This is a genomic window from Paraburkholderia sp. SSBN10T (genome assembly GCF_056619545.1).
Window position 1 is genome coordinate 389,238 of the sequence record NZ_JBWQQI010000001.1, and the last position, 11,924, is coordinate 401,161.

Below are 11,924 nucleotides of genomic sequence, written 5' to 3' on the forward strand. Positions count from 1 at the left end.
GTTCAGTTCAGGCGAGGCGCGGATAGCCCAAGGCTCGCGCCTCGTTTTCCAGTTCTGCGATGCGGGCATAGTCGTCGAACGACAAGCTCGAAAACCCCTTCAGGCGCAGTCGTGCCGCCCGTTCCGGGTGTGCGGCCGGCGCCGCATCCAACGCCGCGCGCAATGACTCGATCAGATCGTGTGGCACGTCATGCGCGGCAATCAGCGGCAAACCCGGCGACGATGCAGTCCTGCCGATTTCGCGCACCCGTTGCGCGAGCTCGGGCAGTTCGTCACGCACGAACGCAAAGGTGACGCAATCGATCGACGCGACATCGGCAAGGTTGTCGGCCACGGCTCGCAATGAGCCGAGATGCGAACCGGTGCGTATCACCTCGCCGAAAAATCGTCCATCCTGCGCTAGCGGCGCGACCGCGTGACGAAACACGTTCATGCCGCTATTGGAATCGTCCTGGTTGTAGGCCGCGCGTGCGCCGCGGCAGGCGGCAAGCGTGCCGAACGGCGCATCGGCTCTTGTAACCAGCACGCTCGCATAGGCCGCGCCCGTGCAGCCCGGGGCGTCGAATTGCGGCGTCGCGATCAGTTGGACATGGTGCTGCAAGCTGTTGACGAGCGGATAACCGCAGGTCTGCGAGATCAGCAGGTCAGGGCGGCGCCAGAACGCGTGCAGATCGTCGCCCGGCGCGACGATGGAGGCGTGCGGGTCGACCAGGTTCAGGACGTCGCGCAGCCAGGCGCGCCATTCGGCGGCCAGGGCTGCGGACACGTTGTACATGGGGAGGGCGGCGATCCGGTTCATGCGTGCGATTCTGGCATATCGGGGTGAATCTGCGTGGTGGGGTGAATGGCTCGGACGTTGTCAGCTTGCGGGCAGCCTGGCGTGTCCGGGGCGTTCTGCAGTGCCAGCTCAAGCGTTGCCGCGTTTGCTTGGCAGGTTTCAGACCTCAAGTTCTGCTTATCAGAGCGACCCGGAACGAGCGCGATGCTTACAACCCGACGATCGCCGGCACAGCCTCGCGCATCATCTCGACAAAGCGCACGAGTCGCGATGGATAAAACTGTGCATGCGGATAGGTCAGATAGAGCGGCAGCGATGCAGCACGCCAGTGCGGTGCAAGGTGGATCAGACGACCGCTTTCGATGGCATCCGCCAACATCCATGCTGAGCCGATGCCGAGCCCGAGTCCAAGCAGCGCCGCGCTGCGAAGCGCATACAGATTGTCCGTGCTGATGCGTGGGCGGATCGGGAAGCGCACCGTCTCGCCGGTGAGCTCGTGAGTCAGGCGCACCTCGTTGCGGTAGTAGGTACGCAAGGCGAGCCAAGGCAGCGCGGCGAGTTCGGCGGCGTGCTCGGGTGGCGGCGCGCCGTCGAGCACGGACGGTGACGCCACGACGATGCGCGGCACTTCTGCGATCTTGATCGCCACCACTGACGGATCGGTCGGCTCGCCCGCCTGGATCGCGCAGTCGATTCCGGCAGCGATGAAATCGCGCACCTCGTCCTGCAGCAGCCATTCGACGGTGACACGCGGATAGCGCTGGACGAAGCTCGCCAGCGGGCCGACGAACTTCTCCTGGCCGAACGCATGCGGCGCCGTGATCCGTAGCCGACCTTCCGGTTCTTCCTGCGCGCCGCGCAGATCCGCCTCGAACGACGCCCAGTTCGCCAGCAGTTCCTTGGCCCGTTCGAAGCAGCGCTCGCCGTCGACGGTCAGGCGCATCACGTGCGTCGAACGCTGCAACAGCCGCACGCCGAGCGACTGCTCCAACGCCTGGAGCCGGCGGCTGACGGTCGGCTGGGTCGCGCCCAGTTGCGCGGCCGCCGCCGACAGGCTGCCTGCCTCGACGATGCGCACGAACGTTTCCATCAGTTGCAGGCGGTCGCCGGTGCCGGTGGCGGGGAGTCCGGCGCGCCGGCTAGTGGCGGGGCGGGCGGAGCGGGGTGAGGGTGTACGGATGCTGGTCATGCGTCAAGCGTATAGCAAATGTTCGTCCCATGACACTACCACTAAGCTCAGTAACGCGACACACTCGCGTCACTGATCGAATTTGGGGAGACTTCAATGTCTATGACGCATGATGCGAGCCCGGGTCTCCGCGAGCCCGCCGCCGTGTGCGCGACCACGGCTGCGGTGGTGCACGCCGTGCTGACGCCGCGCCTCGTCCTGCTGCTCGCAGCGGGCGCGGGCCTCGGCGTTGCTCCGCTGTATTACAGCCAGCCGATGCTTGGCGTGCTGAGTGCCGATACCGGCGCTTCCGCGCGCCTCGTCGGGCTCGTGCCGACCCTGACGCAGCTTGGCTACGCGCTCGGTCTCCTGTTTCTCGCGCCGCTCGGCGACCGCTTCGACCGGCGCCGGGTGATTCTGGTCAAGGCGGCGTCGCTCGTCACGGCGCTATTGCTGACGGCGATCGCGCCGTCGGTCGGGTTGCTGCTCGTCGCGAGCTTCGTGACAGGCATTGCTGCGACGATGGCCCAGGACATCGTGCCTGCCGCCGCGACGCTCGCGCCCGAGGCGCATCGCGGCAAGGTCGTCGGCACGGTGATGACCGGATTGCTGCTGGGGATTCTGCTGTCGCGTGTCGTGAGCGGCTGCCTTGCAGGCTTAATCGGCTGGCGCGCGACGTTCGCGGTGGCGGCGGCAAGCGTGACGGTGCTTGGCGTCGCGTTATGGCGAGGCGTGCCGCGCTTCACGCCGACGACTGCCACGCCATACGGTGCGTTGCTTGGTTCGCTCGGGCAGCTCTTTCGGCGCCATCGCGCGCTGCGCCGCGCGGCGCTGGCGCAGGGCGTATTGGCGATCGGCTTCAGCGCATTCTGGTCGACGCTCGCGATGCTGCTGCGCGGCGCGCCGTTTCACCTCGGCAGCGCGGCGGCCGGCGCGTTCGGCCTCGCCGGTGCGGCTGGCGCGCTTGCGGCGCCGCTTGCCGGCCGGCTTGCCGACCGCCGTGGCCCGGAACTGGTGACGCGGCTCGGCGCAACGCTCGCCACGCTGTCGTTCGCGGCGATGGGCCTTGCACCGCTGCTGACGCCGAAAGCACAACTGGTTCTGCTGGCGCTCTGCGCGCTGGGCTTCGATCTGGGCTTCCAGGTCACGCTGATCGCGCACCAGACGATCATCTACGGCATCGACCCGCTCGCCCGCAGCCGACTCAACGCTGTGCTGTTCGTCGGCATGTTCATCGGCATGGCGACGGGCGCGGGCGTCGGTAGCATGCTGCTCGCGCAGTGGGGCTGGACTGCGGTGACCGTGCTGGCGACGGCGACGGGGCTGGCCGCAATCTCGGTGCGGTTGTGGGGGAACGCGCAAGCGGACGATTGATGCAGCGTGCGCTCACCGGGCCGAGAGGTTCTGGCTCGCGGTTCGGTGTTCGGCAGTCGCGGGCGAGTGAGCTTCATGGCGTTCTCCTCGACGGATAACAGCCATCAATTTCGCCCGCAATTTACGCGCAAAGCTGGTGGAAGCATTCGGATTCCTCTGGATGTTCCTCGGCAGATTGCCATGTATCGGATGGGCGACCGAAGCGAATGCATAGGTCTTCAGCCATGCACCGTAACCGCTCACCAGAAAGCCCCCGGAGCGCTCGATGTACTGCTGGCGGAACCCTTCATAGACTTGCCGGAGCGCAAACCACGGGACATGAGGCAAGTCGTGATGGACGAGATGGTAGTTGTTGTTCAGAAACAGCAGCCGCCAGAACCAGCCGGCTTCATTCAGAACGGTGCGATGCTCGACCGCATCGGCGGTCCGATGTTCATGAAACGAGCGGACCGAACTCAACGACAGTGCGGTATAGCCGACACCCAGCACGAACAGCCACGCCGGAATCGCGCAGACCGCTTGCAGCCACCACGCGAAAGCGATGACGGACACGCCATGAGCCAGCCACACTGGCACATCGCGCCAGTCGTCGCGAGCGACTTTGCGCACGGCATCGCTCGCAGTCGCGGCAATCGCAAAGGCCGGCCCCACCAACAGCCTGCCGGCGAACGTATTGCGCAAGCGCAGCAGCGCACGGGTCGCGGCGCCGGCGCGTTGCCACACCTCGACCGACACGAAGTAACTTTCCGGATCGTGCTCGGGACGGGTCAGGTTGACATCGTCGTGATGCCGCAAATGCAGATCGCGATAGATGCCATAGGGAAACCAGACCGCGAGCGGCGCGAAACCGAGCAGGCCGTTCAGGAGGCGCGAGCGGGTCGGGTGGCCGTGCAGCAACTCGTGTTGCAACGACATGTACCACGCGCTCAACAGCCCCAGCAGCGCGGTGGTGAGCGGCAAGCCAAGATTGCGCGCGTGGCTCGCGACGCCGAACCAACTGCCGTAAATCGTGACGATCAGCACCCAGGTCGGCCATTCGGTGCGCCATGTCCAACTCGTGCTTAGGCGAACCAGGGTTTTGCGTTGCGTATCGTCGAGGTAGAACGCCATCGGCAGAAGAGGGGCATAAAGGCGCCATCGGACGCGTTAGAGGCGATCCTACGGGCCGCCATGCCGGCGACGAACCATTTTGTTGCGCAAAGCTTCTGCCAAATCGCGCTTAGCCCGGCGCGAGTCGGCACGCGTGATCGAGCAGGCCTTCCGCGGTGCCGGTGCCGTCCTGCACGTCCATGCCGCTATTGAGCACGAGCCAGCCGTCCTGATCGGCAGACGGCCCGGCGCCGGTCACGAGAATCGTCTGCGTGGCCATCGCCTGGGCATCCTGATGGTCACGCGCGACGATCCGAAACGGATCGTTCTCCTGCGTCAGGCTGGTGACGCGCATGATCCGGTAGCGCACGCCGTCGACGCTTTGCCACTGCCATTGGCCGACTGGCGCCTGCCGGTAGGTGGCGAGCGCATCGATGATATCGGTGCGCATGCAGTCCATATGAATATGCAGTTGCTGCTGCGAGCGGCGGAATTCAGAATTGATTTCCAATCCGAACTGATCCGCCTTGAGCGGCTGCTTGAGCGACGCTTCCACTGTATTGCGCGAACTCCAACCGTCGGCCCAATAGTCGGGCGCGTCGGCGTCGAGCAGGCTCGGACTTTCGATGCCGGTAACGCGCTCGGTCGGAATCAGCAGATGCTGACTGCGGCCGCTGATGTCCTTCAGAATCGCGTAGTGTCCAGCCAGGTTCACGCTGGTGCATTGTCCCGGCCGGCCGCTGGCGCGTGCCTCGGGCACGCACTGGCCGCCGACGATCTTCCACAGCGCATCCGGATCGGCGGCCGCAAGCTGCGCGCAACTGCTCGCCACGATTGCGACCGCGACGAGGGCGGCGGTCCTGCCGAACCCGAACCCGCCACGCCGGGCTGTTGCTTGTGATGCCTTGCGCGCGCCCCTCATAGTGTCGGCCCCGGCAGTGCGCCGAGCAATTGCTCGAACGCCACACCTATCGCCAGAAGCCGCCGGTCGCTGCCGAGCGGCCCGTCCAGTTCGAGTCCGACCGGCAGCCCTTCGGCCGTCATGCCGGCCGGTAGCGAGAGGCCGGGAATGCCGGCGTTGCTCGCCGGATCGGTGTTGCGCAGGAAGGCGCTCATTTCGTCGATCGGCGCACCGCCGTTGATCGATACCGCCGACGAGCAGGCCAGCTCGTCGATCGGCACGGCGGCAAGACGCGTGGTGGGGAACAGCAGCGCATCGAGCCGGTTGGCGGCGAAAGTCTGCGCGTACAGTTGCTGAAGCTGCGGCCGCCAGACCGTTAGCGCGGTCTGGTATTCGCCGGCGTAAGGGTCGGCGAGGATGGCGTCGTAGATGCCGCGCACGTCCGGGCTGGCAATGCGCGCGGCAATTTCCGCGAGCGTGTGGACCGGCGCCTGGTTGGCGGCGAGCCATGCGGGCACGTCTTCATGGGCCTCGTGAATCGCGGTTGTGCCGACCTTGGCGGTCAGATCGAGCAGCCCGCTCATCTCCACCGGCACGAGCGCCACGCCGGCGGCCTGGAGGCGGCTCAGCGCGTCGCGCACGACGTCTTCGAGGGCGTACTCCAGATCGTCCCAGAGCGGCGCAGGCAGGCCCACGCGCAGCCCGTTCAGCGATACCAGGGGCAACGGCCCGGCGCCGGTCACGACGCCGTCCAGCAACGCGAGGTCCGCGACGCTGCGCGCCATCGGCCCGACGGTATCGCGGGTATGGCTGATCGGCACCACGGCGTCGGGATCGTGATAGCGCCGCTCGGCGCCGCCGTCGCCGACTGACGGACGCAGGCCGGCCGTGCCGGTCAAGGCGGCGGGAATGCGCACGGAGCCGCCGGTGTCGGTGCCTAGTCCGGCCGGCGCGATGCGCGCGGCAATCGCCGCTGCGGTGCCGCCCGACGAGCCGCCCGGAATCAGCCCCGGGTCGTACGGATTACGCACCGTCCCGGCATGTGTGGCGAGGTTCGTGCTGGTGATGCCGAACGCCAGTTCGTGCATGTTGGCCTTGCCGAGCACGATCGCGCCAGCGTCGAGCAGGCGCTGCACCGTCGGGGCGTTATTGAGCGGCACGAAGTTTTCTAGCGCGGGTGTGGCCGCCGAGGTGAGTAACCCGCGCGTATTGATGTTGTCCTTGACGACGATCGGCAGCCCGGCGAGCGGCAAGGCCGCGCGCGCTTGCGGCGTCATCGCGTCGATCCGCTGGGCGTCGGCGAGTGCGCCTTCCATGTTGAGGGCCGTGAGGGCGTTCAGCGTACTCAGCGCCGCCGCGCGCGCGAGCAGGGTGGCGACGTAGTCCGTGGCTTTCAGCCGGCCGGTCTGGATCGCGATCACGGCTTCCGATGCCGTCAGGGCCAACTGTTCGTCGACGGTCCATGTCATGCGGGAGATCTCCTCGGGTGCCCAGTCAGGTGGCGCGCGCCGTTGTGGCGCGCAGCGCGTAGCGTACCAGCCGCCGCCACATGCGCTACCTATTCTGTCACAGCCTTTTAAAGCGCGTCGCCGGCTCGCATGACGGCCGGGCTTGCTTCGAGATCGCTCGCGCCCCGGCGGGCCGGGGCCTGGAGCATGGAATGAATGTGCTGTTACTGATGGCTGTCGACCCACATGCGTCCCCAGCGGAACGCGTAGGCGACGGCATGCTCTTCGTCGAAGAAATAGTCGAGCGCGTCGAACGAGAGGGTCCGGCTCGCATCGGTAGCGGTCTTGCCGATGGTCAGGTTGGCGGCAAACAGCCCGTTAGGCAGCCGTTGTGCGACCGGAGCGACCTGATAGCCCTTGTACTGGATAGATTGTCGATTCATGGTGAGAGCGATGAACGTGTCCGCATGCGTTGCGAAAGGAACCCCACGCATGGTGCCGGCCGGATGGCGGGCAGGCAGGGACAAGCGTAGGCCGGGCGGCCTCGCGCGTGAACCAATCATTCGTCGCAAGCAAATCACGGCGGACCTGGAACGGTCTTCGCGGATTCGGCTGAAGCGGCCCCGGATGCGTTTGATTCACTATCCGGCGGGTCGCCAGACCTGTCTGTTGCTTGGACCACGCAGCGCAACGCAACGCCGCGCCACACAGTGTGGCGCGGCGACGCTTCAACGCGTGGGAGAGGGGTGCTTAGCTCGCGAGCGTCAGCACCTTGGCGGTGCTGCGGGCTTCCGGCGTACGGGCGTCCGGCGCGGCGGGCAAATGCGTGGGCGTGAGGTGCGTATTGAACGCGAAGGCGAACTGCGCGGCCTGCTGGCCGACCGTGGCGAGCTGGCCGGCGACCTTCGGGTCGGAGCAGCTATCCACGGTTTCGAAGCGCGTCTCGAGTGTATTGATGCCGGCGCCGAACGGGGTGGGCCAGCCACGCAACGCGTGCACGATCGAACGCAGCGAGGTCAGCACCGAACCGGCGGCTTGCCAGCCGTAGGCCGTGACGATACAGCCGACCGCGCGGCCGTCGAGGTACGGGCGCTCATCGGCCCGCAGTTCTTCCAGCGTGTCGAGCGCGTTCTTGACGAGACCGGAGACGCCGCCGTGATAACCCGGTGTGGCGATGATCAACGCGTCGGCCTGGCGCACGGCTTCGATCAGTTCGAGTTGTGCGTCGGTGCGTTGCGGATCTTCCGGGGCGTAGTGCGGCAGGCTATGCAGGAAGGTGCCGCCGAACAGGCGGGTGCGGGCGCCGGCGGCTTCGGCGCCGCGCAGGGCGAAACCGAGTGCGCGCTCTGTCGAGGATGCCGCACGCGTCGTGCCGCCAATGCCGATGACGAGCGGGCGGCGATGATGATCGAAACTGGTCAACGAAATGCTCCTTCGGTAGCGGCTGCCGGGGCGTGGCGCGTAGCTGCGCGCGAGCTTGCCGGGGCAAACTGGATCTCAACCGCCATCTTAGTGACCGATGGTAGCAGCACGAAGCGACTTTTCGTTCTAACGATATACGCCGGCAGGGTTATCCATGCAGACCCCGCGTGTAATGCACCTGACGCGGCGCTCGATAAGCAAAGCGCAAACCGTTGGTTGGCGAGGGGCGGGGGCGAGACTAAGATCGGCCTGTCTCCTCCATGACTACTCCTTGACATGGGACTAGGCCCCGTTATCGAAAGATAGCAGGGCCATTTTTTTAACGTGACCTTGCTGTGAATGTGGCGCGTCTTTGGCGTGGCTTTCTACGTGGGCGAGCGTGATACGACGCTGGGATTCGACGAATCGTCGCGCGAGCTCATTCCGTCCCGGTCAGTCCGGGCCATGGCGCCGCGCGGTCGCTTTGCGCAAAGCGGGCGAGGCGCTTGTGCACGTCCCGCATCGCGTTGACCGGGGTCAGGAGGAGCTGCTCGTCGTGCAGCGCCAGCAAGCGTTGCAGCGCGAGCGCCTCGTCGTTGTCCAGCCCCCAGGTGTCGTCCGCCTTGCCGCGCGCCGCGCTGCGTTCGAGCGCCTGCTCCGCGCGGGCATAGAGCGCGGAATCGGCCGAGCCGAAGCCCGCTTCCTGCAGATACCAGGCAAGGTACAGCACCTGGATCAGTTCGCTGAGCAGATGGCCGTTCCCCGCTCCGCTGCGTAATGCCTCCAGTGCGAGATGGCTGCGCAACGACTGGGCGCGAAACGACTGTAACGTGGGCGGCAACAACATGGCTTTCGCCGCCGATTTTCCGCTGGTGATTCGCCGGATCGGGCGCTTTCTGTTATTCATTTTGCTTAAAATTCGCAGACTGGCCGGATTTCGACTCGCGATTTTATATGCGCTTCAGGTCTAGACGATTTAATTTTTTGATTTTTAATGATTCGTTGGAAAATCGCCCGGTGAGGTGAGGCGATCTCCTTGACGGATTATCGGTCGGCTGAAACGGAAAATGTTTCGTTTCAGTCAGCAATATAGTTGACCGGCAGGTAGCATTTACATGCGATATGCATTTTATATGGCATGTGCAACGTGTGGTTTCGGGCAAACGCTCGCTGCGCCTGCCCGATCCCGCCCGTGGACGTGGCGGCTCCGTACTTCAGTGCGGCGGCGAATTCCTGCGGACGATTCGATCCTTTGTCACATCTATCTGATACATGGGAGGGGATAACCCGCGTAGGAGATAGATGTGAGCAACCGAGCCACCGATTTGCGCCCCATGATCACAGCGAAACACCCGTTCGAGAGTTGCTTCGTGGACCTCGGCAGTCACTCGGCCGATAAGGCGTTGATCGCGCTGACCGACGCCGTGCACGCCGAGCAGCGCGATATGAATGCCTACGACTGGATTACCCAGGCGCTGCCCGGCGCAACGCTCAAGCCTGCACTGGCTTTTGGCACCGTGGGGGAGCTGTACCGGTCCTATACACGACCTGCGGAGTTCGGCCGGTTAAAAGAAGTCTGGCGCTCATAAGGAGAGGTTGCAGAACAGAGACGGACAGCAGTTGCCGGCGTTGGCCTCGAAGGCCGCGCCGGTGCGCGAGCGCGACTGGAGCGAAAAACCCCAGCGAGGTTTGACCCATAACTCGACTAATAAATGATTTCGTGCTGGATGTGCCGGAGCGAAACTAAAAATAATCGAGCTTGCGATTTAATCTTCTTCTCCTATGAGGTTGATTCGCGCGGCATCGGATATGCATTCTACTGACGCAATCGAGCCGATCGTTTCGGAACTTACCAGTTTGCTTGCATTGCAGCAGAACTCCACACCGTGCTGAATCGCTAGCGGCCCGTGCGATTTGAACAGCGTCGCCAGACGAGGCGCGGCACTATCACCTCACGCACGCGGCACGCCGGTCTGGGTGCCCAGCCCATCGCGTATCTGCATTCATCTATCCGGACGGAGGTACTGCATGACTACCGCAGCTGACTATCTGGTGGCGACGCTCGAACATGCCGGCGTCAAACGCATCTTCGGCGTCGTCGGCGATTCGCTGAACGGCGTCTCGGATTCGCTGCGCCGCTCCGGCAAGATAGACTGGATTCACGTCCGCCACGAAGAGGGCGCGGCATTCGCCGCCGGTGCCGAAGCGCACCTGACCGGTCAGCTCGCGGTGTGCGCGGGCAGTTGCGGACCGGGCAATCTGCACCTGATCAACGGGCTGTTCGATTGCCAACGCAGCGGCGTGCCGGTGCTGGCGATCGCCGCGCATATTCCGAGCAGCGAAATCGGTATCGACTATTTCCAGGCCACGCATCCCGAGACTCTCTTCAAGGAGTGCAGCCACTATGTCGAGCTGGTGTCGAACGCCGCGCAACTGCCGCAAATCCTGACTCGCGCGATGCGGGTCGCAGTGGCGCGCCGCGGCGTGGCAGTCGTCGTGATTCCGGGCAACGTGGCGCTGTCGCCCTCGATCGCCGAAGTGCCGCAATGGATCGTGCCCACGGCCGCGCCGGTGCTGCGCCCGAACGACGACGACATCGCCTGCCTCGCCGGCATGCTGCATGCGGCGTCGCGGGTCACGCTGATGTGCGGCGCCGGTTGCGCCGGTGCCCACGACGAGGTCGTGGAGTTGGCCAAACGGCTCAAGGCGCCGATCGTGCATTCGCTGCGCGGCAAGGAGTACCTCGAGTACGACAACCCATACGACGTCGGCATGACAGGCATGGTTGGCTTCGCCTCGGGCTACGCCGCGATGAAGGCGTGCGACATGCTGTTGCTGCTGGGCACGGATTTTCCGTACCGGCAGTTCTATCCGGAGAACGCCAAGGTGGCCCAGATCGACGTGCGCCCCGAAGCGCTCGGCAACCGCTGCTCGCTCGATCTCGGTCTGCTCGGCACCGTGAAGGACACACTCGCCGCGTTGCTGCCGGTGCTCAACGAAAAGACCGATACGTCGCATCTCGACAGCGCGCTCGAACACTACGCCACCGCCCGCAAGGATCTGGATGCGCTGGCCGAAAGCAATCCGTCGAGCACGACGATTCATCCGCAGTACGTCACGCGCCTCGTCAGCCAGCTCGCCGCGGACGACGCGATTTTCACCTGCGACGTCGGTACGCCGATCGCGTGGACCGCGCGCTATCTGAAGCTGAACGGCAAGCGCAGGCTGATCGGCTCGTTCAACCACGGCTCGATGGCCAACGCGATGCTGCATGCGATCGGCGCGCAGGCCGCGTTTCCGGGGCGCCAGGTGGTGTCGATGTCCGGCGACGGCGGCTTTGCCATGATGATGGGCGAATTCCTCACGCTGGTTCAGGCCGGCTTGCCGGTGAAAGTCATTGTCCTGAACAACGGCACGCTTGGCTTCGTCGAAATCGAAATGCGCGCGTCGGGTTTCCTCGACACCGGTTGCGACCTGACCAATCCCAACTTCGCGAACATGGCTGAGGCGATCGGCGTCAAGGGCATTCGCGTCGAGAAGCCGCAGGACCTCGAAGCGGGCCTGGCCGCGGCCTTCGCGCACAAGGGGCCGGCGCTCGTCGACGTCGTCAGCGCGCGCCAGGAGCTCATCATGCCGCCGAAAACCACCATCGACGAAGCCTGGCATTTCGGTCTGTTCATGATGAAGTCGGTGATGGACGGCCGTGGCCAGTCTCTGATCGATCTGGCGAAAGTGAACCTGACGCGCTGATGCTGACTACACGTT

At 65.0% G+C, this 11,924-nt stretch carries 11 protein-coding genes; 3 read left to right on the forward strand and 8 right to left on the reverse strand.

What is annotated here, in order from left to right:
* Positions 1-7 precede the first annotated feature (7 nt).
* Both AC1ECK_RS01775 and AC1ECK_RS01780 read right to left on the reverse strand, forming a co-directional pair.
* Positions 8-799: a phosphate/phosphite/phosphonate ABC transporter substrate-binding protein gene (locus AC1ECK_RS01775; protein WP_480315236.1), complete on the reverse strand. Its 792-nt coding sequence runs from the start codon at positions 797-799 to the stop codon at positions 8-10.
* 187 nt (positions 800-986) lie between these two features.
* Positions 987-1,967, reverse strand: coding sequence for a LysR family transcriptional regulator (locus AC1ECK_RS01780; RefSeq protein ID WP_480315238.1), 981 nt, complete (start codon positions 1,965-1,967; stop codon positions 987-989).
* 96 nt (positions 1,968-2,063) lie between these two features.
* On the opposite strand from AC1ECK_RS01780, the gene AC1ECK_RS01785 reads away from it, so the two are divergent.
* Complete coding sequence (locus AC1ECK_RS01785) at positions 2,064-3,320, forward strand: MFS transporter (protein ID WP_480315240.1); 1,257 nt, start codon at positions 2,064-2,066, stop codon at positions 3,318-3,320.
* Between the two features lie 12 nt (positions 3,321-3,332).
* On the opposite strand, the gene AC1ECK_RS01790 is transcribed toward AC1ECK_RS01785, so the two are convergent.
* The 6 genes from AC1ECK_RS01790 to AC1ECK_RS01815 form a co-directional block, all read right to left on the reverse strand.
* The gene (locus tag AC1ECK_RS01790) at positions 3,333-4,430 is read right to left on the reverse strand and encodes a fatty acid desaturase (RefSeq protein WP_480315242.1); all 1,098 of its coding nucleotides are present in this window, start codon (positions 4,428-4,430) and stop codon (positions 3,333-3,335) included.
* Positions 4,431-4,539: 109 nt separating this feature from the next.
* Positions 4,540-5,241 carry a CDP-diacylglycerol diphosphatase gene (locus AC1ECK_RS01795; protein WP_480315244.1) on the reverse strand — a complete coding sequence of 234 codons (702 nt, stop codon included), beginning with the start codon at positions 5,239-5,241 and terminating at the stop codon, positions 4,540-4,542.
* A gap of 86 nt (positions 5,242-5,327) precedes the next feature.
* Entirely contained in the window at positions 5,328-6,779 is a 1,452-nt protein-coding gene (gene iaaH / locus AC1ECK_RS01800; RefSeq protein WP_480315246.1) for an indoleacetamide hydrolase, read from the reverse strand.
* Between the two features lie 203 nt (positions 6,780-6,982).
* Entirely contained in the window at positions 6,983-7,201 is a 219-nt protein-coding gene (locus tag AC1ECK_RS01805; protein WP_480315248.1) for a transcriptional regulator, read from the reverse strand.
* Positions 7,202-7,508: 307 nt separating this feature from the next.
* On the reverse strand, positions 7,509-8,180 hold the full coding sequence (locus AC1ECK_RS01810) for an NADPH-dependent FMN reductase (protein ID WP_480315250.1): 672 nt from the start codon (positions 8,178-8,180) through the stop codon (positions 7,509-7,511).
* Positions 8,181-8,598: 418 nt separating this feature from the next.
* Positions 8,599-9,006 carry a hypothetical protein gene (locus tag AC1ECK_RS01815; protein WP_480315252.1) on the reverse strand — a complete coding sequence of 136 codons (408 nt, stop codon included), beginning with the start codon at positions 9,004-9,006 and terminating at the stop codon, positions 8,599-8,601.
* 457 nt (positions 9,007-9,463) lie between these two features.
* Between AC1ECK_RS01815 and AC1ECK_RS01820 the strand changes: the two genes are divergently transcribed.
* Complete coding sequence (locus tag AC1ECK_RS01820) at positions 9,464-9,748, forward strand: hypothetical protein (RefSeq protein WP_480315254.1); 285 nt, start codon at positions 9,464-9,466, stop codon at positions 9,746-9,748.
* Positions 9,749-10,187: 439 nt separating this feature from the next.
* Positions 10,188-11,909 carry a ubiquinone-dependent pyruvate dehydrogenase gene (gene poxB, locus AC1ECK_RS01825; RefSeq protein WP_480315256.1) on the forward strand — a complete coding sequence of 574 codons (1,722 nt, stop codon included), beginning with the start codon at positions 10,188-10,190 and terminating at the stop codon, positions 11,907-11,909.
* Positions 11,910-11,924: the final 15 nt, after the last annotated feature.

Bases quoted from the DNA above. Each gene is read 5' to 3' on its own strand.
- AC1ECK_RS01780 (WP_480315238.1), bottom strand. From the start codon at position 1,967: ATGACCAGCATCCGTACACCCTCACCCCGCTCCGCCCGCCCCGCCACT.
- AC1ECK_RS01785 (WP_480315240.1), top strand. From the start codon at position 2,064: ATGTCTATGACGCATGATGCGAGCCCGGGTCTCCGCGAGCCCGCCGCC.
- AC1ECK_RS01805 (WP_480315248.1), bottom strand. From the start codon at position 7,201: ATGAATCGACAATCTATCCAGTACAAGGGCTATCAGGTCGCTCCGGTC.
- AC1ECK_RS01790 (WP_480315242.1), bottom strand. From the start codon at position 4,430: ATGGCGTTCTACCTCGACGATACGCAACGCAAAACCCTGGTTCGCCTA.
- iaaH (WP_480315246.1), bottom strand. From the start codon at position 6,779: ATGACATGGACCGTCGACGAACAGTTGGCCCTGACGGCATCGGAAGCC.
- AC1ECK_RS01815 (WP_480315252.1), bottom strand. From the start codon at position 9,006: ATGTTGTTGCCGCCCACGTTACAGTCGTTTCGCGCCCAGTCGTTGCGC.
- poxB (WP_480315256.1), top strand. From the start codon at position 10,188: ATGACTACCGCAGCTGACTATCTGGTGGCGACGCTCGAACATGCCGGC.
- AC1ECK_RS01775 (WP_480315236.1), bottom strand. From the start codon at position 799: ATGAACCGGATCGCCGCCCTCCCCATGTACAACGTGTCCGCAGCCCTG.